32 protein-coding genes are annotated in these 19,236 nt (G+C 35.3%); all 32 read left to right on the top strand.

Annotation, left to right across the window (positions count from 1 at the left end; translation table 11 throughout):
• The first annotated feature begins 86 nt into the window (after positions 1 to 86).
• The 32 genes from rplC (at position 87) to DK441_RS05915 (ending at position 19,208) form a co-directional block, all read left to right on the top strand.
• Positions 87 to 704, top strand: coding sequence for a 50S ribosomal protein L3 (rplC, locus tag DK441_RS06070; RefSeq protein WP_074408996.1), 618 nt, complete (start codon positions 87 to 89; stop codon positions 702 to 704).
• The gene (rplD, locus tag DK441_RS06065; RefSeq protein ID WP_025666448.1) at positions 704 to 1,333 is read left to right on the top strand and encodes a 50S ribosomal protein L4; all 630 of its coding nucleotides are present in this window, start codon (positions 704 to 706) and stop codon (positions 1,331 to 1,333) included. Before rplC ends, rplD begins: the two co-directional genes overlap by 1 nt.
• 5 nt (positions 1,334 to 1,338) lie before the next feature.
• The gene (rplW, locus tag DK441_RS06060; RefSeq protein ID WP_024770878.1) at positions 1,339 to 1,629 is read left to right on the top strand and encodes a 50S ribosomal protein L23; all 291 of its coding nucleotides are present in this window, start codon (positions 1,339 to 1,341) and stop codon (positions 1,627 to 1,629) included.
• 9 nt (positions 1,630 to 1,638) lie between these two features.
• The gene (gene rplB / locus DK441_RS06055) at positions 1,639 to 2,463 is read left to right on the top strand and encodes a 50S ribosomal protein L2 (protein ID WP_074408995.1); all 825 of its coding nucleotides are present in this window, start codon (positions 1,639 to 1,641) and stop codon (positions 2,461 to 2,463) included.
• Between the two features lie 6 nt (positions 2,464 to 2,469).
• Complete coding sequence (gene rpsS / locus DK441_RS06050) at positions 2,470 to 2,748, top strand: 30S ribosomal protein S19 (RefSeq protein WP_024770876.1); 279 nt, start codon at positions 2,470 to 2,472, stop codon at positions 2,746 to 2,748.
• Positions 2,749 to 2,756: 8 nt separating this feature from the next.
• Positions 2,757 to 3,164, top strand: a complete 408-nt coding sequence (rplV, locus tag DK441_RS06045) for a 50S ribosomal protein L22 (RefSeq protein ID WP_024770875.1) — start codon at positions 2,757 to 2,759, stop codon at positions 3,162 to 3,164.
• 8 nt (positions 3,165 to 3,172) lie between these two features.
• Entirely contained in the window at positions 3,173 to 3,898 is a 726-nt protein-coding gene (gene rpsC, locus DK441_RS06040; RefSeq protein ID WP_025666450.1) for a 30S ribosomal protein S3, read from the top strand.
• 20 nt (positions 3,899 to 3,918) lie between these two features.
• Positions 3,919 to 4,338 carry a 50S ribosomal protein L16 gene (gene rplP, locus DK441_RS06035; RefSeq protein ID WP_025666451.1) on the top strand — a complete coding sequence of 140 codons (420 nt, stop codon included), beginning with the start codon at positions 3,919 to 3,921 and terminating at the stop codon, positions 4,336 to 4,338.
• A gap of 12 nt (positions 4,339 to 4,350) precedes the next feature.
• On the top strand, positions 4,351 to 4,545 hold the full coding sequence (gene rpmC / locus DK441_RS06030; RefSeq protein ID WP_025666452.1) for a 50S ribosomal protein L29: 195 nt from the start codon (positions 4,351 to 4,353) through the stop codon (positions 4,543 to 4,545).
• A 12-nt stretch (positions 4,546 to 4,557) separates the two neighbouring features.
• A complete protein-coding gene (gene rpsQ, locus DK441_RS06025; RefSeq protein ID WP_025666453.1) occupies positions 4,558 to 4,815 on the top strand; it encodes a 30S ribosomal protein S17 in 258 nt (85 codons plus the stop codon).
• Positions 4,816 to 4,817: 2 nt separating this feature from the next.
• Positions 4,818 to 5,186: a 50S ribosomal protein L14 gene (rplN, locus tag DK441_RS06020; protein ID WP_024770870.1), complete on the top strand. Its 369-nt coding sequence runs from the start codon at positions 4,818 to 4,820 to the stop codon at positions 5,184 to 5,186.
• Between the two features lie 13 nt (positions 5,187 to 5,199).
• Positions 5,200 to 5,511, top strand: a complete 312-nt coding sequence (gene rplX / locus DK441_RS06015; protein WP_025666454.1) for a 50S ribosomal protein L24 — start codon at positions 5,200 to 5,202, stop codon at positions 5,509 to 5,511.
• A gap of 2 nt (positions 5,512 to 5,513) precedes the next feature.
• Positions 5,514 to 6,065, top strand: a complete 552-nt coding sequence (rplE, locus tag DK441_RS06010; protein ID WP_025666455.1) for a 50S ribosomal protein L5 — start codon at positions 5,514 to 5,516, stop codon at positions 6,063 to 6,065.
• 2 nt (positions 6,066 to 6,067) lie between these two features.
• Positions 6,068 to 6,337 (top strand): 30S ribosomal protein S14, encoded by a 270-nt coding sequence (gene rpsN, locus DK441_RS06005; protein WP_025666456.1) that lies wholly within the window; start codon positions 6,068 to 6,070, stop codon positions 6,335 to 6,337.
• A gap of 68 nt (positions 6,338 to 6,405) precedes the next feature.
• Positions 6,406 to 6,804 (top strand): 30S ribosomal protein S8, encoded by a 399-nt coding sequence (rpsH, locus tag DK441_RS06000; protein ID WP_025666457.1) that lies wholly within the window; start codon positions 6,406 to 6,408, stop codon positions 6,802 to 6,804.
• A 20-nt stretch (positions 6,805 to 6,824) separates the two neighbouring features.
• Positions 6,825 to 7,367: a 50S ribosomal protein L6 gene (gene rplF / locus DK441_RS05995; protein ID WP_109097917.1), complete on the top strand. Its 543-nt coding sequence runs from the start codon at positions 6,825 to 6,827 to the stop codon at positions 7,365 to 7,367.
• 11 nt (positions 7,368 to 7,378) lie between these two features.
• A complete protein-coding gene (gene rplR, locus DK441_RS05990) occupies positions 7,379 to 7,735 on the top strand; it encodes a 50S ribosomal protein L18 (RefSeq protein ID WP_025666459.1) in 357 nt (118 codons plus the stop codon).
• 6 nt (positions 7,736 to 7,741) lie between these two features.
• Entirely contained in the window at positions 7,742 to 8,266 is a 525-nt protein-coding gene (gene rpsE, locus DK441_RS05985; protein ID WP_034243868.1) for a 30S ribosomal protein S5, read from the top strand.
• 11 nt (positions 8,267 to 8,277) lie between these two features.
• Positions 8,278 to 8,457, top strand: a complete 180-nt coding sequence (gene rpmD, locus DK441_RS05980; protein WP_024770862.1) for a 50S ribosomal protein L30 — start codon at positions 8,278 to 8,280, stop codon at positions 8,455 to 8,457.
• A gap of 9 nt (positions 8,458 to 8,466) precedes the next feature.
• Positions 8,467 to 8,919, top strand: coding sequence for a 50S ribosomal protein L15 (gene rplO, locus DK441_RS05975; protein ID WP_025666461.1), 453 nt, complete (start codon positions 8,467 to 8,469; stop codon positions 8,917 to 8,919).
• 10 nt (positions 8,920 to 8,929) lie between these two features.
• Positions 8,930 to 10,267 (top strand): preprotein translocase subunit SecY, encoded by a 1,338-nt coding sequence (gene secY, locus DK441_RS05970; protein WP_025666462.1) that lies wholly within the window; start codon positions 8,930 to 8,932, stop codon positions 10,265 to 10,267.
• Positions 10,267 to 10,482, top strand: coding sequence for a translation initiation factor IF-1 (infA, locus tag DK441_RS05965; RefSeq protein WP_008613577.1), 216 nt, complete (start codon positions 10,267 to 10,269; stop codon positions 10,480 to 10,482). Before secY ends, infA begins: the two co-directional genes overlap by 1 nt.
• Positions 10,483 to 10,599: 117 nt before the next feature.
• Entirely contained in the window at positions 10,600 to 10,716 is a 117-nt protein-coding gene (gene ykgO / locus DK441_RS05960) for a type B 50S ribosomal protein L36 (protein WP_013621733.1), read from the top strand.
• 2 nt (positions 10,717 to 10,718) lie between these two features.
• On the top strand, positions 10,719 to 11,093 hold the full coding sequence (gene rpsM / locus DK441_RS05955; RefSeq protein ID WP_024770859.1) for a 30S ribosomal protein S13: 375 nt from the start codon (positions 10,719 to 10,721) through the stop codon (positions 11,091 to 11,093).
• An 8-nt stretch (positions 11,094 to 11,101) separates the two neighbouring features.
• Positions 11,102 to 11,485 (top strand): 30S ribosomal protein S11, encoded by a 384-nt coding sequence (gene rpsK / locus DK441_RS05950; protein ID WP_074408993.1) that lies wholly within the window; start codon positions 11,102 to 11,104, stop codon positions 11,483 to 11,485.
• A 132-nt stretch (positions 11,486 to 11,617) separates the two neighbouring features.
• Positions 11,618 to 12,223 (top strand): 30S ribosomal protein S4, encoded by a 606-nt coding sequence (gene rpsD, locus DK441_RS05945; protein ID WP_025666465.1) that lies wholly within the window; start codon positions 11,618 to 11,620, stop codon positions 12,221 to 12,223.
• 23 nt (positions 12,224 to 12,246) lie between these two features.
• A complete protein-coding gene (locus tag DK441_RS05940) occupies positions 12,247 to 13,239 on the top strand; it encodes a DNA-directed RNA polymerase subunit alpha (protein ID WP_024770856.1) in 993 nt (330 codons plus the stop codon).
• Between the two features lie 63 nt (positions 13,240 to 13,302).
• A complete protein-coding gene (gene rplQ / locus DK441_RS05935; protein WP_025666466.1) occupies positions 13,303 to 13,782 on the top strand; it encodes a 50S ribosomal protein L17 in 480 nt (159 codons plus the stop codon).
• A 208-nt stretch (positions 13,783 to 13,990) separates the two neighbouring features.
• Positions 13,991 to 15,106, top strand: coding sequence for a glutamine-hydrolyzing carbamoyl-phosphate synthase small subunit (gene carA, locus DK441_RS05930; protein ID WP_109097916.1), 1,116 nt, complete (start codon positions 13,991 to 13,993; stop codon positions 15,104 to 15,106).
• Positions 15,107 to 15,291: 185 nt separating this feature from the next.
• Positions 15,292 to 16,581, top strand: a complete 1,290-nt coding sequence (gene eno, locus DK441_RS05925) for a phosphopyruvate hydratase (RefSeq protein WP_025666468.1) — start codon at positions 15,292 to 15,294, stop codon at positions 16,579 to 16,581.
• A gap of 175 nt (positions 16,582 to 16,756) precedes the next feature.
• Positions 16,757 to 18,043 (top strand): citrate synthase, encoded by a 1,287-nt coding sequence (locus DK441_RS05920; protein ID WP_109097915.1) that lies wholly within the window; start codon positions 16,757 to 16,759, stop codon positions 18,041 to 18,043.
• A 202-nt stretch (positions 18,044 to 18,245) separates the two neighbouring features.
• Positions 18,246 to 19,208, top strand: a complete 963-nt coding sequence (locus tag DK441_RS05915; protein ID WP_109097914.1) for an arginase — start codon at positions 18,246 to 18,248, stop codon at positions 19,206 to 19,208.
• Positions 19,209 to 19,236: the final 28 nt, after the last annotated feature.

The following is a 19,236-nucleotide window of genomic DNA, read 5'->3' as shown; positions in this document are numbered from 1 at the left end:
TTTTGACCCTGTTTTTTTGCAAAAGAATAAAAAAATTGAAAGTAATTTCAATATAGAATAAGTAAATCATTAATAAATAATTAAATATGTCTGGGTTAATAGGAAAAAAGATCGGCATGACCAGCATCTTCGATGAAAATGGAAAGAATATTCCATGTACAGTAATCGAAGCTGGACCATGTGTGGTTACCCAAGTCAGAACTGAAGAAGTTGACGGTTATGAAGCTGTTCAGCTAGGTTTCGATGACAAAGCAGACAAAAATGCTACTAAAGCGGCGTTAGGTCACTTTAAAAAAGCAGGAACTGTTGCTAAACGTAAAGTTGTCGAATTCAAAGGTTTTGAGGAGGATTACAAATTAGGAGATACAGTAACTGTTGAGCACTTTGCCGAAGGAGAATTTGTTGATGTATCAGCAACTTCAAAAGGAAAAGGTTTTCAAGGGGTAGTAAAGAGACACAATTTTGGTGGTGTTGGTCAAGCAACTCATGGTCAGCATAACCGTTTAAGAGCCCCGGGTTCTATTGGTGCTGCATCATATCCTGCAAGAGTTTTCAAAGGAATGAAAATGGCAGGTAGAATGGGTGGAGAAAAAGTAAAAGTTCAAAACTTAAGAGTGTTAAAAGTAGTTCCCGAAAAGAATATACTTGTTGTTAAAGGATGTGTTCCTGGACATAAAAACGCTTATGTAACGATTCAGAAGTAATGAAAGTAGCGGTAATTGATATAAACGGAAAAGAAACAGGAAGAAAGGCAGACCTTTCTGATGCTGTTTTTGGTATAGAACCAAATGATCATGCTGTATACTTAGATGTGAAGCAATACTTGGCTAATCAACGTCAAGGTACTCATAAAGCTAAGGAGCGTGCAGAAATTGTAGGTAGTACTAGAAAGATAAAGAAGCAAAAAGGGACAGGTACCGCGAGAGCAGGTAGTATAAAGTCTCCTATATTTAAAGGTGGAGGTAGAGTTTTTGGTCCTAGACCACGTAGCTACTCTTTTAAATTAAATAAGAACTTAAAGAGATTAGCACGTAAATCTGCGTTAAGCATTAAGGCAAATGACAAAGCAATAACAGTGATCGAAGACTTTACTTTTGATACTGTAAAAACTAAGAATTTTACTGCAGTTTTAAAGTCTTTAGGGCTTGAAAACAAAAAGTCTTTGTTTGTGTTGGCAGAGTCGAATAAAAATGTATATTTGTCGTCACGCAATTTGAAAAGTTCAGAAGTTATAACTTCCTCAGAATTAAGTACTTATAAAATACTTAATGCGAATAATGTTGTGCTTTTGGAAAGTTCTTTGAAAGGAATTGAAACGAATTTAAGTAAATAGAAGCCATGAGTATCTTAATAAAACCTATTATTACAGAAAAGGCTACTGCAGATAGTGAAGTGTTTAACCGCTATGGTTTTGTAGTAGATAAGAAAGCGAATAAGGTAGAGATCAAGAAAGCAGTTGAAGCTGCTTATGGTGTATCTGTTACTAAAGTTCGAACAATAAATGTCCGTCCAGATCGTAATACTCGTTATACAAAAACAGGTATGGTCACTGGTAAAACAAGTGCTTATAAAAAAGCAATTGTACAGGTGGCGGAAGGTGAAGTAATTGATTTATATAGTAATCTTTAAGACTAGAAAATGTCAGTAAGAAAATTAAAGCCAATTACCCCAGGTCAGCGTTTTAGAGTAGTAAATGGATTTGACGCCATTACTACTGATAAGCCGGAAAAAAGCCTATTGGCTCCGAAAAAAAGATCTGGAGGTAGAAACAGTCAAGGAAAAATGACTATGCGCTACAAAGGTGGTGGTCATAAAAGAAGGTATCGTATTATTGATTTTAAACGTGATAAACAGGGAATTCCTGCTACCGTTGCAACAATAGAATACGATCCAAACAGAACTGCATTTATAGCGTTGCTAAATTACCAAGATGGTGAGAAGCGCTATGTTATCGCTCAAAATGGTTTACAGGTAGGTCAGAATGTCGTTTCTGGTAGCAATGTAGCTCCAGAGATCGGTAACGCTATGCCACTTAGTGATATTCCACTAGGTACAATCATTTCTTGTATAGAATTACGTCCAGGTCAAGGTGCTGTTATGGCTCGTAGTGCTGGATCATTCGCTCAGCTTATGGCTAGAGATGGTAAGTTTGCTACGGTAAAATTACCTTCTGGTGAAGTGAGAATGATATTAGTTAACTGTGTAGCTACTATAGGTGCTATATCTAATAGTGATCATCAATTGATCGTAGGAGGTAAAGCTGGTAGAACAAGATGGTTAGGTCGTCGTCCTCGTACAAGACCAGTAGCGATGAACCCTGTTGATCACCCAATGGGTGGTGGAGAAGGACGCTCTTCTGGAGGTCACCCACGTTCTAGAAAAGGTCTTCCTGCAAAAGGATTTAGAACCCGTTCTAAAACGAAAGCGAGTAATAAGTATATTGTAGAACGTAGAAAGAAATAATAAGATATGGCACGTTCATTAAAAAAAGGACCTTACGTTCACTATAAGTTAGAGAAAAAAGTAGCTGCAAATGTAGAAGCTAATAAAAAGTCTGTTATTAAGACTTGGTCTAGAGCATCTATGATTACTCCTGACTTTGTAGGGCAAACAATTGCAGTTCATAATGGTCGCCAATTTGTACCGGTATATATTACCGAGAATATGGTAGGTCATAAATTAGGAGAATTTTCGCCAACACGTTCCTTTAGAGGACACGCTGGTGCTAAAAATAAAGGTAAAAAATAATTTAAGTCATGGGAGTTCGTAAAAGAGAAATGGCAGAAAGAATTAAGGAAGAGAAAAAGCAAATCGCTTTTGCTAAACTTAATAACTGCCCTACGTCACCTCGTAAGATGCGTTTAGTAGCGGATTTAGTTCGTGGTGTAAAAGTTGAAAAGGCGCTTCATATTCTTAGATTTAACCCTAAAGAAGCATCACGTCGTTTAGAAAAGTTATTGCTTTCGGCAATAGCAAACTGGCAGGCGAAAAATGAAGACGCTAGCATCGAAGATGCAGATCTTTTTGTAAAAGAGATTCGTGTAGATGGAGGGAGTATGTTAAAAAGACTTCGTCCTGCTCCACAGGGTCGTGCACACAGAATAAGAAAACGCTCTAACCACGTAACAATAGTGGTTGCAGCAAACAATAATACACAAAGCTAATATAAACTATGGGACAGAAGACAAATCCAATCGGAAATCGCCTTGGTATTATCAGAGGATGGGAATCTAACTGGTACGGAGGTAATGACTACGGTGACAAACTTGCCGAAGACGATAAGATTAGAAAGTATGTACACGCACGTTTATCAAAAGCTAGTGTATCTAGAGTAATTATTGAGCGTACGCTTAAACTTGTAACCGTTACTATCACTACTGCCAGACCTGGTATTATTATCGGAAAAGGTGGTCAAGAGGTAGACAAGTTAAAAGAAGAGCTTAAGAAAATTACAGAAAAGGAAGTTCAGATCAATATTTTTGAAATCAAAAGACCAGAACTTGATGCATTTTTGGTAGGATCGAGTGTCGCAAGACAAATCGAAAGCCGGATCTCATATCGTCGTGCTATTAAAATGGCTATCGCGGCAGCAATGAGAATGAATGCAGAAGGTATCAAAATCCAGATTTCAGGACGTTTGAACGGTGCAGAAATGGCACGTACAGAGTCTTATAAAGAAGGTCGTATTCCTTTATCAACATTTAGAGCTGACATAGATTATGCTTTGGTAGAATCACACACTACTTATGGTAGATTGGGTGTTAAAGTATGGATTATGAAAGGCGAAGTATATGGTAAAAGAGAGCTTTCTCCTTTGGTTGGTTTATCCAAAAAACAAGGAAAAGGTGACAGAGGTGGACGAAGTGGAGGTAATAACAAATCACGTCGTAGAAAGTAATTTTTTAAAGTAAATTAACAATGTTACAGCCTAAAAGAACAAAATTCCGTAAGCAACAAAAAGGACGTATGAAAGGTCTTTCTCAAAGAGGACACACACTTTCTAATGGTACTTTCGGAATCAAATCATTAGATTCAAGTTTTGTTACTGCTAGACAAATAGAAGCAGCTCGTATTTCTGCTACTCGTTATATGAAGAGAGAAGGTTCTCTGTGGATTAAAATTTTCCCAGACAAGCCTATAACTAAGAAACCTCTTGAAGTACGTATGGGTAAAGGAAAAGGTGCTGTTGAGTATTGGGCAGCAGTAGTAAAACCAGGAAGAATATTATTTGAAATAAGCGGAGTGCCTTATGACGTAGCTAAAGAAGCTTTACGTCTGGCAGCTCAGAAGCTTCCTGTAAAAACTAAGTTTATAGTAGCTAGAGATTATCAAGCTTAATATTTGAGGATTATGAAACAATCAGAAGTAAAAGAATTATCTACAGCTGAATTACAAGAGGAACTTGGTAAATCTCAAAAAGCGTATTCAGATTTAAGAATGGCTCACGCTATGTCTCCCTTAGAAAACCCTTTACAATTACGTAAAGTAAGAAGATCTATTGCGAGAATGGCTACAGAGCTAACAAAAAGAGAATTAAACGGTTAATTCTGCTGAAAGATGGAAAAAAGAAATTTAAGAAAAGAGCGTATAGGAGTTGTTACTAGTAACAAAATGCAGAAATCCATTGTGGTTGCTGAAGTTAAAAAAGTAAAACATCCTATGTACGGAAAATTCGTGTTAAAAACGAAAAAATACGTTGCACACGACGAGAAAAACGACTGCAATATTGGTGATACTGTAAAGATCATGGAAACAAGACCTTTGAGTAAAACCAAATGCTGGAGATTAGTAGAAGTAATTGAAAGAGCGAAGTAATTATGGTACAACAAGAGTCTAGATTAAAAGTAGCCGATAACACAGGTGGAAAAGAAGTTTTAGTCATTCGTGTTTTAGGTGGTACAAAAAGAAGATACGCCTCTGTAGGAGACAAAATAGTTGTCAGTGTAAAAGAAGCAACTCCAAATGGAAACATTAAAAAAGGAGCAGTTTCAACTGCAGTTGTAGTTCGTACCAAAAAAGAAGTGCGTAGACCAGACGGTTCTTATATCCGTTTTGATGATAACGCGTGTGTTCTATTAACTCCTACAGGAGAAATGAGAGGAACACGTGTGTTTGGTCCAGTAGCAAGAGAACTTCGTGATAAGCAATTCATGAAGATTGTTTCACTAGCGCCAGAAGTGCTTTAAAACATTTGTGAAGATGACAAAGCTAAAAATAAAATCAGGAGATACTGTGCGAGTTATTGCTGGAGACAATAAAGGTCAAGAGGGAACTGTACAAAAAGTATTGAAAGATAAGAACAAGGCAATTGTAGAAGGTGTGAACTTAGTGTCAAAACACCAGAAGCCTAGTGCTACAAATCCACAAGGTGGTATTGTAAAACAAGAAGCACCTATTCATATTTCTAACTTATCATTGTTAACCGCTAAAGGTGAAACAACAAGAATAGGATATAGAATAGAAGGAGATAAGAAAGTGAGATTTTCTAAAAAATCTAATGAAGTAATATAATTATGGCTTATATCCCAAGATTAAAACAAGAGTATAAAGACAGAGTAGTGTCTGCTCTTACAGAAGAATTCAGCTATGATAATGTAATGCAAGTACCAAAACTTAAAAAAATAGTTTTAAGTAGAGGTGTTGGAGCAGCAGTAGCTGATAAAAAGTTAATCGACTATGCAGTAGACGAATTAACAAATATAACAGGTCAGAAAGCTATAGCAACGATTTCTAAAAAAGATGTTGCTTCTTTCAAATTACGTAAAGGAATGCCAATTGGAGCAAAAGTTACGTTAAGAGGAGAGAGAATGTACGAATTTTTAGATCGTCTTATTACTTCAGCTTTACCACGTGTTAGAGATTTTAACGGAATTAAAGCTACAGGTTTTGATGGTAGAGGTAATTATTCATTAGGTGTTCTTGAGCAGATTATTTTTCCCGAGATCGATATCGATAAAGTAAATAAGATTTCAGGAATGAACATTACTTTCGAAACTTCGGCAAAAACCGATAAAGAAGCAAAATCATTGTTAACCGAACTAGGATTACCTTTTAAAAAGAATTAATTATGGCTAAAGAATCAATGAAAGCCCGTGAGGTGAAGAGAGCAAAAACTGTAGCAAAGTATGCTGAAAAACGTAAAGCTTTAAAAGAAGCTGGAGATTATGAAGCATTACAGAAGTTGCCTAAAAATGCTTCGCCAATTCGTAAGCATAATCGTTGCAAGTTAACAGGAAGACCAAAAGGATATATGCGTCAGTTTGGGATTTCTCGTGTAACATTCAGAGAGATGGCGAACAAAGGATTAATTCCGGGAGTAACAAAAGCTAGTTGGTAATAAAAAGTAAATTAATTGGTTTAAGGTTCAATTAAAAAATTGAAAACCAAAACCATAAATTATAAACAATGAATACAGATCCTATAGCAGATTATTTAACCAGAATTCGTAATGCAAATAGTGCTCAGCACAGAGTAGTTGAGATTCCAGCATCGAAGGTTAAAAAAGAGATCACTAAGATATTATTCGATCAAGGATATATTTTAAGTTATAAATTTGAAGATAATACAACGCAAGGTACTATCAAAATAGCACTTAAATACGATAAAATAACTAAAGAACCAGTTATTAAAGAATTACAAAGAATCAGTAAGCCAGGTTTACGTAAGTATGCAGGGTCTAATGATATCCCAAGAATTCTTAACGGATTAGGTGTTGCAATAGTCTCTACTTCTCATGGTGTAATGACCGGTAAACGTGCAAAGCAAGAGAATGTAGGTGGTGAAGTACTTTGTTACGTATATTAACAGTATAAAAGACAAAAGAAATGTCAAGAATAGGAAAAAATCCAGTAACTATTCCGTCTGGTGTCACTGTTGAAGTGACAGGTAATGTTGTTACTGTTAAAGGAAAATTAGGAGAGCTTTCTCAGAAAATCGATAGTATCGGTGTGAAAGTCGAAGAGGGCCAGGTAGTTCTAGAAAGACCTAGCGAAGCCAAAGATCATAAAGCAAAGCACGGTTTATATAGAGCTTTGATTAATAATATGGTTAATGGAGTTTCTGAAGGATTTACCAAAGAGTTAGAATTGGTAGGAGTTGGTTATAGAGCTTCTAATCAGGGTCAGAAATTAGATTTGGCTTTGGGATTCTCTCATAATATAGTTTTAGACATAGCACCAGAAGTTAAGGTTGAAACTATTTCAGAAAAAGGTAAGAACCCTATCGTAAAATTAACTTCTCATGATAAGCAATTGGTGGGTCAGATAGCAGCTAAAATTAGAGGCTTCCGTAAACCAGAACCTTATAAAGGGAAGGGAGTCAAATTCGTAGGAGAACAATTAAGAAGAAAAGCAGGTAAATCTGCATAATAACTAACGTTATGGCATTCTCAAAAGATTTAAGAAGATTAAAGATAAGAAAGCGTATCCGCGGTAATGTAAGCGGTACAGAACAACGTCCTAGATTATCTGTTTTTAGAAGTAATAAAGAAATCTATGCTCAAGTCATAGATGATGTAACTGGTAAAACAATCAGTGCTGCTTCTTCAAGAGATAAAGACATTGCTTCAGCAAAAGGAAGTAAGATAGAAAAAGCAAACTTAGTAGGAAAAGCGCTTGCTGAAAAAGCTAAGAAAGCTGGTGTAGAAACAGTATCCTTTGATAGAGGGGGGTATTTGTATCACGGTAGAGTAAAATCATTAGCAGACGGTGCTAGAGAAGCAGGACTTAAATTCTAAGAAAATATGTATCAAAAATATAAAAACGCAGAATTAGTAAAACCAAGCGGGCTTGAACTTAAAGATCGTTTAGTTGGTGTACAACGTGTAACTAAGGTAACTAAAGGAGGTAGAGCATTTGGTTTCTCGGCTATAGTTGTTGTAGGTGACGAAAACGGTGTTGTAGGTCACGGTTTAGGTAAGTCTAAAGAGGTAGCAGAAGCTATCGCTAAGGCAGTAGAAGATGCAAAAAAGAATTTGGTTCGTATTCCATTACATAAAGGTACATTACCTCATGAACAAAAAGGTAAGTACGGTGGAGCAAGAGTTTTACTCTTACCTGCTGCTACAGGTACCGGGGTAATTGCTGGTGGAGCAATCCGTGCAGTATTAGAATCTGTAGGGGTACATGATGTACTTTCTAAAAACCAAGGATCGTCTAACCCACACAATGTGGTGAAAGCAACGTTTGATGCTTTGTTACAATTGCGTAGTGCGCAACAAGTAGCAGCTCAACGTGGAGTTTCACTAGAGAAAGTGTTTAAAGGATAAATTCAGGAACGATGGCAAAGATTAAAATTACTAAAGTAAAAAGTGCGATTAACCGTACTCAGAGACAGAAGAGAACCCTAGAGGCTCTAGGTCTTAAAAAGATCGGCCAGGTTGTGGAGCATGAAGATACTCCTAATATCCTTGGGATGGTAAATAAAGTTAAACATTTAGTTTCGATAGAAACAAAATAATAAAAGCACATGGATTTAAGTAACTTAAAACCTGCTGCAGGTTCGGTAAAAAACAATAGCAAACGAGTAGGTCGTGGACAAGGTTCTGGAAAGGGAGGAACTGCTACTCGTGGACATAAAGGAGCAAAATCACGTTCTGGATATTCTAAAAAGATAGGTTTTGAAGGTGGGCAAATGCCACTTCAAAGACGTGTGCCAAAATTTGGTTTTAAAAACATCAACAGAAAAGAGTATCAAGGGATTAATTTAGACACACTACAAAAATTAGTAGATGATGGTAAAATTAAAGATACTGTTGATCTGGATGTGATTTTAACTACACGTTTGGCGGGGAAAAATGATTTGGTTAAAATATTGGGAAGAGGTGAACTGAAAGCAAAATTAAAAGTTTCAGCTCACAAATTTACAGCCACTGCAAAAGCTGCTATAGAAGCAGCAGGTGGTGAAGCAGTAACCTTATAATAGACAATTCATGAAATTTATTGACACAATAAAAAACATTTGGAAAATCGAAGAACTAAAGAATAGAATCTTAGTTACACTAGGATTACTTTTAGTATATCGATTTGGGGCGCAAATAGTACTTCCAGGAATAGATGCTTCAGAATTAGCAAACCTGGGAACACAAACTCAAGATGGTTTGTTGGGATTACTTAACGCGTTTACAGGAGGAGCTTTCGCTAACGCTTCAGTATTTGCATTAGGTATTATGCCATATATATCAGCCTCAATTGTAGTGCAGTTAATGGGAATAGCTATTCCTTATTTACAAAAACTACAAAAAGAAGGAGAAAGTGGTAGAAAAAAGATTAACCAAATTACACGTTGGTTAACTATTGCTATTACTTTGGTTCAAGGACCAGGATATATCTATAATCTGTTTGCAACACTTCCGGCAGAAGCTTTTGTGATTCCTAATCAAACAGTTTTTGTTGTGTCTTCTGTAATCATTATATCTACAGGTTGTATTTTTGCCATGTGGTTAGGTGAAAAAATTACAGATAAAGGTATAGGTAATGGTATCTCTCTTTTAATTATGGTGGGTATTATTGCTACTCTACCACAATCATTTGTGCAAAACTTTGCATCAAGAACTTCAGGAGATGGAGGAGGAATGATTATGGTATTGATAGAACTGGTTATCTGGTTTGTAATTATATTAGCATCAGTATTGTTGGTAATGGCGGTACGTCAAATACCTGTTCAATATGCTAGAAGAACAGCTGGAGGAGGATACGAGAAGAATGTTTTTGGATCCCGTCAATATATACCTTTAAAATTAAATGCTTCAGGGGTAATGCCTATCATTTTTGCTCAAGCAATTATGTTCGTACCTGCCGCTGTAGCTGGTTTGTCAGATTCAGAAACCTCTCAAGGTATTGCTGCAGCATTTAGCGATATTTTTGGGTTTTGGTATAATGTTTTGTTTGCAGTATTGATTATCATATTTACATATTTTTATACAGCTATCACGGTGCCAACAAATAAAATGGCAGACGATTTGAAACGTAGTGGTGGTTTTATTCCTGGTATTCGCCCGGGAAGTGAAACATCAGAATATTTAGATAAAATCATGTCTCAGATCACATTGCCAGGATCAATATTCTTGGCGCTAATTGCAGTGTTTCCTGCGATAGCAGTTAAATTGTTGAATGTACAACAAGGTTGGGCATTGTTTTTCGGAGGAACTTCTCTACTTATTATGGTAGGTGTAGCTATCGATACAATGCAACAGGTTAATTCATATTTGTTAAATAGACATTATGATGGATTAATGAAAACTGGTAAAAACCGTAAAGCAGTAGCATAATGGCAAAACAACCAGCAATAGAACAAGACGGAAGTATCATCGAAGCATTATCAAATGCAATGTTTCGTGTAGAACTAGAAAATGGTCACGTAGTGACAGCTCATATATCTGGTAAGATGCGTATGCATTACATTAAATTATTACCAGGAGATAAGGTAAAGTTAGAAATGAGTCCTTATGATTTAACTAAGGCTCGTATAACATATAGATACTAAATAATTAAAGAATATTGTAAATTAAGATTTTTTGTGTAATTTTGCAGGCCGAAAAATCTTGTTACTGATATCTTCCAAAAGATATAATTGTATGTTTTGGAAACTAAAAACAAAGAGATGAAAGTTAGAGCATCAATAAAAAAAAGAAGTGCCGAGTGCAAGATTGTGCGTAGAAAAGGCCGACTTTACGTAATTAATAAAAAGAATCCTAGATTTAAACAAAGACAAGGGTAATTATGGCAAGAATTGCAGGGGTAGATATACCTAAACAAAAGCGAGGAGTTATAGCATTAACCTATATCTTCGGAATTGGTAGAAGTAGAGCTAAAGAAATTTTAGAAACTGCCAAAGTAGATGAAAGTGTAAAAGTTTCAGATTGGGATGATGACCAAATTGGTCGTATCCGTGAAGCTGTTGGAGTCTATACCATTGAAGGAGAATTACGTTCTGAGGTACAGTTAAACATCAAACGCCTTATGGATATTGGATGTTATAGAGGTATCCGTCATAGAGCTGGTTTACCACTTAGAGGGCAACGCACTAAGAACAATTCTAGAACACGTAAAGGAAGAAGAAAAACAGTTGCGAATAAGAAAAAAGCAACTAAATAATAAGTAGTATGGCAAAGTCAACTTCAAAAAAACGTAAAGTAATTGTTGAATCTATAGGAGAAGCACACGTAACAGCTTCTTTTAACAACATAATTATTTCGTTAACAAATAAAAAGGGAGACGTTATTTCTTGGTCTTCTGCTGGTAAAATGGGTTTTAGAGGTTCTAAGAAGAACACTCCTTATGCTGCCCAGTTAGCTGCAGAAGATGCTTCTAAAGTGGCTATCGAGGCTGGACTTAAGAAGGTGAAAGTATATGTTAAAGGTCCTGGTAATGGTAGAGAATCAGCAATACGTTCTCTTCATAATTCTGGTATTGAAGTTTCAGAAATTATTGATGTTACTCCAATGCCACACAATGGATGCCGTCCTCCTAAAAGACGTAGAGTATAAATTTTATCCCGAATTTTAATTTCGGGATCTTTTATATATAAATAACAATAAGTAAATCTAAATTAGGAATATTGATTATCGAAGGAAAGAGACCTTAATTCATAATCATCCTAAGTAACTAAATTATTAATAATGGCAAGATATACTGGTCCAAAAACTAAAATCGCTCGTAAATTTGGTGAAGCGATCTTCGGAGACGATAAGTCATTCGAAAAAAGAAATTACCCACCGGGACAACACGGAAATAACAGACGTAGAGGAAAGAAAAGTGAGTACGCTATCCAGTTAATGGAAAAGCAAAAAGCGAAGTATACGTATGGAGTATTAGAGCGTCAGTTCCGTAACATGTTCGAAAAAGCAACACGTGCTCAAGGAATTACGGGTGAGGTATTACTTCAACTTTGCGAATCTCGTTTGGATAATGTAGTATTCAGAATGGGATTAGCAAATTCTCGTAGAGGAGCAAGACAATTAGTTTCTCACAGACACATAACTGTTAACGGACAACAAGTTAACATCCCTTCGTACCAATTAAAAGCAGGAGATGTTGTTGGGGTAAGAGAAAAATCAAAATCATTAGAAGTAATTCAGAATTCACTAGCTAATAATAGCAAAGTGTATGAGTGGATTACGTTCAATAATGATACTAAAGAAGGTACTTTTGTATCTGTTCCGGCAAGAATTCAGATTCCGGAAAATATCAATGAACAATTCATCGTCGAATTATACTCTAAGTAATAACTCAAAGAAGAAACAATAACATGGCAATATTAAATTTTCAGAAGCCCGATAAAGTTATCATGATCGACTCCACAGAGTTCGATGGTAAATTTGAATTTAGACCATTAGAACCTGGGTACGGATTAACAGTTGGTAACGCTTTGCGAAGAGTTTTGCTATCTTCTTTAGAGGGATTCGCTATAACTTCTCTTAGAATAGAAGGTGTAGATCATGAGTTCTCTACGATCTCTGGAGTAGTAGAAGATGTTACCGAGATTATCTTAAATCTTAAGCAAGTACGTTTTAAGCGTCAAATAGAAGATATAGATAATGAATCTGTTACAATCTCTATTTCGGGTCAAGAGCAATTAACTGCTGGTGATTTTCAGAAATTTATTTCTGGATTCCAGGTGTTAAATCCTGATCTTGTAATCTGTAACATGGATAAAAAAGTAGCACTTAACCTAGAAATTACTATCGAAAAAGGTAGAGGTTATGTTCCTGCTGAAGAAAATAAGAAAGCTAACGCTCCTATTGGAACCATTTTTACAGATTCTATTTACACTCCAATCAAAAATGTTAAGTATAGCATTGAGAACTATCGTGTAGAGCAAAAAACAGATTACGAAAAATTAGTTTTCGAAATTGTAACAGACGGATCTATTCATCCTAAAGATGCATTAACCGAAGCTGCTAAAATATTAATCCATCACTTCATGCTATTCTCTGATGAGCGTATTACATTAGAAGCTGATGAAATTGCACAAACAGAAACTTATGATGAAGAATCACTTCACATGAGACAGTTGTTAAAAACTAAATTGATCGATATGGATCTTTCTGTACGTGCACTTAATTGTTTAAAAGCTGCAGAGGTAGATACTTTAGGAGATCTGGTATCTTACAATAAAAATGACTTAATGAAGTTCCGTAACTTTGGTAAAAAATCTTTAACAGAACTAGAAGAATTAGTGAATGTTAAAGGACTTAACTTCGGTATGGATCTTTCAAAATACAAATTAGATAAAGACTAACTCATCATAATTTGCTCTCTGCACGAGGCGGATTGAGCAAGATGATGATTAAAATAAAATGTCATGAGACACGGAAAGAAAGTAAATCATTTAGGAAGAAAAACAGCACATCGTAAAGCAATGCTTGCTAATATGGCTTGTTCCCTAATTGAACATAAAAGAATCAATACTACAGTTGCAAAAGCAAAAGCGCTTAAGCAATTTGTAGAGCCATTAGTGACAAAATCTAAAGAAGATACTACACATAATCGTCGTATCGTATTCAGTAGATTGCGTAATAAATACGCGGTTACAGAATTATTTAGAGATGTTGCTGCTAAAGTAGGAGATAGACCAGGAGGATATACAAGAATTATAAAACTTGGTAATCGTCTTGGGGATAATGCAGATATGGCTATGATCGAATTGGTAGATTACAATGAGCTGTATAATGCTGGTAAGCCTGCTAAGAAGAAAGCTAGAAGAAGAGGTGGTAAAGGGAAAAAGGCTGAAGCCGCTCCTGTAGCACCAGCAACAGAAACTACTAGCTCTGAAGAAGAATAAATGAAAAATGCGAATTGCACATAATAATAAAAGGATAAACGTTCGTCGTTTATCCTTTTTTTTTGAATAATTCTAAAAAAGTTGATTTCTGTTAAAACAGAAATTGTACAGTCAAATAAAGTTGAAAATGATGAAATTAACATAGTAACTAATCAGAATGAATACTGTGTGAATTTTGTCAGACCATTAAAAATAATAGATATAACAAATGAAATATCAATCTCGAAAAAAAGCAATTCTTTTATTAGCAGATGGTACAATTTTTCATGGCAAAGCTGTGGGAAGAGAAGGTAGCGCTTTTGGTGAAGTGTGTTTTAATACTGGTATGACAGGGTATCAGGAAATTTTTACAGATCCATCGTATTATGGGCAGTTAATGGTGGCTACCAATGCACATATAGGTAATTATGGAACTAATGAAAACGAAATAGAATCAGACTCTATTAAAATTGCAGGTTTAATTGTTAAGAACTTTAGTTACGAATATTCTCGGGATAGGGCCGATAGTTCTTTACAAGAATTTTTAGAAAAACATAATCTCTTAGCAATTTCTGATGTAGATACGAGAGCATTAGTGAGTTATATTAGAGATAATGGAGCAATGAATGCTGTAATCTCTACAGAAGTTGATGATGTAGATAAACTAAAAAAAGAACTTGCAGCGGTTCCTGATATGAATGGTTTAGAACTAGCTTCAAAAGTTTCTACCACAGCACCTTATTTTGTAGGTGATCCTAATGCTACTTATAAGATTTCAGCTTTGGATATAGGAATAAAGAAAAATATACTACGTAACCTTACAAGCCGAGATGCATATGTAAAAGTATTCCCGTATAATGCTACATTCGAAGAAATGAGTGGATGGGAACCAGACGGATACTTTCTTTCTAATGGTCCTGGTGATCCAGAACCGTTAACTCAGGCAATTGCAACAGCAAAAGAGATTCTTGAAAAAGACTTACCACTATTTGGTATCTGTTTAGGGCATCAGGTGATAGCATTAGCTAATGGAATAAGTACTTATAAAATGCATAACGGGCATAGAGGAATAAATCATCCGGTTAAAAATCTGATTACAGGTAAAGGAGAAATCACTTCACAGAATCATGGTTTCGCAATACGTAGAGAAGAAACAGAAGCACATCCTGATGTAGAAATAACTCATGTGCATCTTAATGATGATACCGTTGCAGGAATCAAAATGAAAAATAAGAACTGTTTTTCTGTACAATACCACCCAGAGGCTAGTCCGGGACCTAATGATTCAATCTACTTGTTTGATCAATTTATCGAGAATATTAAAAAAACAAAAATTACAGCATAATATAACGGTAGCTTAGTAGCTTTTGATTCTTTTTGATAAAACTTTAATCTATAACGTTATAGTTGATAACTTGATCGTTATATCACGGATTCTGTGGTAAATTATGGTTTTTTTGAAGGGCCTAAAGTATACTGGTTTTGTATATTGCGAAGAATTAAAATTATCCAACAAAATAAATTAAAAACATGAGTGTAATTATTAATATTCACGCTAGACAAATCTTAGATTCACGTGGTAACCCAACTGTAGAAGTAGACGTGATTACCGAAAACGGTATTTTAGGAAGAGCTGCTGTTCCTTCTGGGGCATCTACTGGAGAACACGAAGCTGTAGAGCTACGAGATGGCGGTGCAGCATATATGGGTAAAGGAGTTCTTAAGGCTGTCGAAAATGTAAATACAATAATTGCTGAAGAGTTATTAGGATATTCTGTGTTTGATCAAAATTTATTAGATCAGACTATGATCCAGTTAGATGGCACTTCTAACAAATCAAAACTTGGTGCTAATGCAATATTAGGAGTTTCGTTAGCAGCAGCAAAAGCAGCAGCAAACGAACTGGGAATGCCACTATATCGTTATGTTGGAGGAGTAAGTGCTAATACGCTACCAGTGCCAATGATGAATATTATCAATGGAGGTTCGCATAGTGATGCTCCAATAGCATTTCAGGAATTTATGGTTATGCCGGTAAAAGCCAAAAACTTTACACATGCCATGCAAATGGGAACCGAGATCTTTCATAATCTTAAAAAAGTATTACATGACCGAGGCCTGAGTACTGCTGTAGGTGATGAAGGAGGATTTGCTCCAGCATTAGATGGAACAGAAGATGCTTTAGATTCAATTGCCCTTGCAGTAGAGAAAGCTGGATACAAATTTGGAGATGAAATAATGGTTGCACTAGATTGTGCAGCAGCAGAATTTTTTGTTGATGGTAAATATGACTATACAAAATTTGAAGGCGATAAAGGAGTAATACGCACAAGTGAAGAACAAGCAGATTATCTTGCAGAGCTAGCTTCAAAATACCCAATTATTTCTATAGAAGATGGTATGGATGAGAACGATTGGGAAGGATGGAAATATCTTACAGATAAAGTAGGGGATAAAGTTCAATTGGTTGGTGACGATTTGTTTGTTACTAATGTAGAACGACTTTCAAAAGGAATTGAAAATGGTATTGCCAATTCAATACTAATTAAAGTTAATCAAATAGGAACTCTTACTGAAACTATTGCAGCTGTAAACATGGCACATAATGCAGGGTATACTTCTGTTATGTCACACCGTTCTGGTGAAACAGAAGATAATACTATTGCTGATCTGGCTGTTGCTTTAAATACAGGGCAAATCAAAACAGGATCAGCTTCTCGTAGTGATAGAATGGCAAAATATAATCAATTACTTCGTATTGAAGAAGAGTTGGGAACCATTGCTTATTTTCCAAAAGAAAATGCGTTTAAGGTAAAGTAATAGAAATTATAAATAGAATATAAAGCGACTATCTAATTAGGTAGTCGTTTTGTTTTTTATATAATTTTGAAAATGAGTTGTAAGGGTAAAAATGATCTTACGATTAATACTATGTTAACACTATATTTCGTAATTTAGCGAACCTACAATAACAGCAAAATTCTAAAATAATCAAATGTCAAAAATAGCTACGTTAGAAATCGACGGTAATAAATATGAGTTTCCGATAATAGAAGGAACAGAGAAAGAATTAGGAATTAATATTAAAACACTAAGAGGGGTAACCGGAGGGATTACAACCATCGATCCCGGGTATAAAAATACCGGAAGTTGTGAGAGTGGTATTACATTTCTTGATGGAGAAAAAGGAATTTTAAGATACCGAGGATATTCTATAGAAGAATTGGCAGAAAAGGCAGATTTTTTAGAAGTCGCTTATTTATTGATTTTTGGAGAATTACCAACAAAAGTAGAGCTAGAAAAATTTGATAGAGATATAAAAGAAGAATCTCATGTCGACGAAGATATGAAGAAGATCCTTGATGGGTTTCCTAAAAGTGCACACCCAATGGGAGTACTGTCTTCTTTAACCAATGCATTAATTGCTTTTAATCCAGGATCGGTAGATGTGGACTCAGAAGAAGAAATGTATAATGCTATTGTGAAAATACTGGCAAAATTCCCAGTACTTGCAGCTTGGACAATGAGGAAAAGAAAAAGTCTTCCGCTAGATTATGGAGATAACTCTTTGGGATATGTAGAAAATTTACATAAGATGATGTTTGGAAGGCCTAATAAAGCTTATGAACCTAATAAACTTGTATATGATGCATTGGATAAGTTATTGATACTTCATGCAGATCATGAGCAAAACTGTTCTACTTCTACTGTTAGAATTGTTGGATCTTCTCATGCAGGATTGTTTGCGTCATTATCAGCTGGGATATCTGCATTATGGGGCCCACTTCATGGAGGGGCAAATCAGGCAGTTATAGAAATGCTAGAGGCAATTAAAGCAGATGGAGGAGATACCGCTAAGTATATTGCTAAAGCCAAAGATAAAAGTGACCCTTTCCGTTTAATGGGATTTGGTCATAGAGTATATAAAAACTTTGATCCAAGAGCTAAGATTATCAAAAAATCAGCAGAAGAAGTATTAGGTGATTTAGGAATTGAAGATCCAGTTCTTGATATTGCTAAAGGACTAGCTAAAGTAGCCCTTGAAGATGAATACTTTGTACAAAGAAAACTATATCCGAATGTAGATTTTTACTCAGGTATTATTTATAGAGCTTTAGGTATACCAACAGAAATGTTTACTGTGATGTTTGCTTTAGGGAGGTTACCAGGATGGATAGCTCAATGGAAAGAGATGAGACTTCGTAAAGAACCGATTGGAAGACCAAGACAAATATATGTTGGTGAAAACTCCAGACCTTTTGTGGAAGTAGAAAATAGATAAAAGTTTGATATTTTAAAATACAAAGGCCTTACATTATAATTAATAGTAGTAAGGCTTTTTTATTTTATCTTTATACCCCTCTAAAGAGAGATAGATTATTAAAATTAGTTACGAATTCATGACGAATTCAATAAATATATTGGATAAAGATGTTTTAATTGTAGCATATTTCTAAAAGCAATTAAAAACAGTAGCATAAGTAATGAAAGAAATTAAATTAGTTAAAAATAGATCGGATATTGGCGCAGGAACAAGAGGTTCTGATCTGGGAGTTGATGCAATAGAAATTGCAGCTATTAATAAAGATGATGATTATTTTAATCTGTATCCCTATGAAAATGTAGAAACAGAAAATGAAACTATATACAATAAAGTAAACAATTCATTTGCTAAGCGAATAGGGAGTGTGCTTAATGTATGTACCCGACTAAGTAATAGCGTATCAAGAAACCTAAAAGAAGATATATACCCAATTGTATTATCAGGAGATCATTCATCAGCCTTAGGTACAATTAGTGGGATAAAGGCAGCTTTTCCAACCAAAACATTGGGAGTGGTATGGATAGATGCTCATGCCGATGTGCATTCGCCATATACATCACCTTCTGGAAATATTCATGGAATGCCTTTGGCAGCAGCACTTTCTAATGATAATTTGAGTTTTAAGATCAATGAAGTGTCAGAAGAGACAGTTGATTTGTGGAACAAGATGAAAAACATTGGTATCGAAGGGCAAAAGATAGAACACCAAAATGTCGTGTATTTTGGAGTGAGAGATACAGAAGAACCGGAAGAAGGAGTAATCGCAGAAAATGGGATTAAAAATTATATGGTAGAAGAAATGCGCTACCGCGGTTTTGAACAATGTTTAGAAGAAGCAATTCAAAGATTAGAATCCTGTGATATGATATATGTCTCTTTTGATGTTGATAGCATGGATTGTGATTTGATTTCTAAAGGAACAGGAACACCTGTTTCTAGAGGATTTGATATTGATGAAGCGATTCGTATTATTCAAGCATTCGTAAAAACAAAGAAAACTGTTTGTTTTGAGGTAGTAGAGGTGAATCCTACGCTAGATAATAAAGGAAATAAGATGGCAGAAGCTGCTTTTGATGTGTTAAAAGCAACAACAGCAACTATTACAGAAAAAATGATAAATTAAATTTATTTGAAAAAACAAATAACCAATA

It is taken from the genome of Aquimarina sp. AU58, assembly GCF_900312745.1.
Classification (GTDB): Bacteria; Bacteroidota; Bacteroidia; order Flavobacteriales; family Flavobacteriaceae; genus Aquimarina; species Aquimarina spinulae.
This window is presented reverse-complemented; position numbering and strand designations above follow the sequence as displayed.

Excerpts from the sequence above, each read along its gene's own strand:
- DK441_RS05915 (WP_109097914.1), top strand. The coding sequence starts at position 18,246 with ATGAAAGAAATTAAATTAGTTAAAAATAGATCGGATATTGGCGCAGGA.
- rplQ (WP_025666466.1), top strand. The coding sequence starts at position 13,303 with ATGAGACACGGAAAGAAAGTAAATCATTTAGGAAGAAAAACAGCACAT.
- rpsN (WP_025666456.1), top strand. The coding sequence starts at position 6,068 with ATGGCTAAAGAATCAATGAAAGCCCGTGAGGTGAAGAGAGCAAAAACT.
- rplO (WP_025666461.1), top strand. The coding sequence starts at position 8,467 with ATGGATTTAAGTAACTTAAAACCTGCTGCAGGTTCGGTAAAAAACAAT.
- eno (WP_025666468.1), top strand. The coding sequence starts at position 15,292 with ATGAGTGTAATTATTAATATTCACGCTAGACAAATCTTAGATTCACGT.
- rpsS (WP_024770876.1), top strand. The coding sequence starts at position 2,470 with ATGGCACGTTCATTAAAAAAAGGACCTTACGTTCACTATAAGTTAGAG.
- rplW (WP_024770878.1), top strand. The coding sequence starts at position 1,339 with ATGAGTATCTTAATAAAACCTATTATTACAGAAAAGGCTACTGCAGAT.
- DK441_RS05940 (WP_024770856.1), top strand. The coding sequence starts at position 12,247 with ATGGCAATATTAAATTTTCAGAAGCCCGATAAAGTTATCATGATCGAC.
- rplD (WP_025666448.1), top strand. The coding sequence starts at position 704 with ATGAAAGTAGCGGTAATTGATATAAACGGAAAAGAAACAGGAAGAAAG.
- secY (WP_025666462.1), top strand. The coding sequence starts at position 8,930 with ATGAAATTTATTGACACAATAAAAAACATTTGGAAAATCGAAGAACTA.
- DK441_RS05920 (WP_109097915.1), top strand. The coding sequence starts at position 16,757 with ATGTCAAAAATAGCTACGTTAGAAATCGACGGTAATAAATATGAGTTT.
- rpsE (WP_034243868.1), top strand. The coding sequence starts at position 7,742 with ATGTATCAAAAATATAAAAACGCAGAATTAGTAAAACCAAGCGGGCTT.
- rplN (WP_024770870.1), top strand. The coding sequence starts at position 4,818 with ATGGTACAACAAGAGTCTAGATTAAAAGTAGCCGATAACACAGGTGGA.
- rplB (WP_074408995.1), top strand. The coding sequence starts at position 1,639 with ATGTCAGTAAGAAAATTAAAGCCAATTACCCCAGGTCAGCGTTTTAGA.
- rplC (WP_074408996.1), top strand. The coding sequence starts at position 87 with ATGTCTGGGTTAATAGGAAAAAAGATCGGCATGACCAGCATCTTCGAT.
- rplV (WP_024770875.1), top strand. The coding sequence starts at position 2,757 with ATGGGAGTTCGTAAAAGAGAAATGGCAGAAAGAATTAAGGAAGAGAAA.
- rplR (WP_025666459.1), top strand. The coding sequence starts at position 7,379 with ATGGCATTCTCAAAAGATTTAAGAAGATTAAAGATAAGAAAGCGTATC.
- rpsM (WP_024770859.1), top strand. The coding sequence starts at position 10,719 with ATGGCAAGAATTGCAGGGGTAGATATACCTAAACAAAAGCGAGGAGTT.
- rpsC (WP_025666450.1), top strand. The coding sequence starts at position 3,173 with ATGGGACAGAAGACAAATCCAATCGGAAATCGCCTTGGTATTATCAGA.
- rplE (WP_025666455.1), top strand. The coding sequence starts at position 5,514 with ATGGCTTATATCCCAAGATTAAAACAAGAGTATAAAGACAGAGTAGTG.
- rpsH (WP_025666457.1), top strand. The coding sequence starts at position 6,406 with ATGAATACAGATCCTATAGCAGATTATTTAACCAGAATTCGTAATGCA.
- rplX (WP_025666454.1), top strand. The coding sequence starts at position 5,200 with ATGACAAAGCTAAAAATAAAATCAGGAGATACTGTGCGAGTTATTGCT.
- rplP (WP_025666451.1), top strand. The coding sequence starts at position 3,919 with ATGTTACAGCCTAAAAGAACAAAATTCCGTAAGCAACAAAAAGGACGT.
- rpmD (WP_024770862.1), top strand. The coding sequence starts at position 8,278 with ATGGCAAAGATTAAAATTACTAAAGTAAAAAGTGCGATTAACCGTACT.
- rpsD (WP_025666465.1), top strand. The coding sequence starts at position 11,618 with ATGGCAAGATATACTGGTCCAAAAACTAAAATCGCTCGTAAATTTGGT.
- ykgO (WP_013621733.1), top strand. The coding sequence starts at position 10,600 with ATGAAAGTTAGAGCATCAATAAAAAAAAGAAGTGCCGAGTGCAAGATT.
- rpsK (WP_074408993.1), top strand. The coding sequence starts at position 11,102 with ATGGCAAAGTCAACTTCAAAAAAACGTAAAGTAATTGTTGAATCTATA.
- carA (WP_109097916.1), top strand. The coding sequence starts at position 13,991 with ATGAAATATCAATCTCGAAAAAAAGCAATTCTTTTATTAGCAGATGGT.
- rpsQ (WP_025666453.1), top strand. The coding sequence starts at position 4,558 with ATGGAAAAAAGAAATTTAAGAAAAGAGCGTATAGGAGTTGTTACTAGT.
- rpmC (WP_025666452.1), top strand. The coding sequence starts at position 4,351 with ATGAAACAATCAGAAGTAAAAGAATTATCTACAGCTGAATTACAAGAG.
- rplF (WP_109097917.1), top strand. The coding sequence starts at position 6,825 with ATGTCAAGAATAGGAAAAAATCCAGTAACTATTCCGTCTGGTGTCACT.
- infA (WP_008613577.1), top strand. The coding sequence starts at position 10,267 with ATGGCAAAACAACCAGCAATAGAACAAGACGGAAGTATCATCGAAGCA.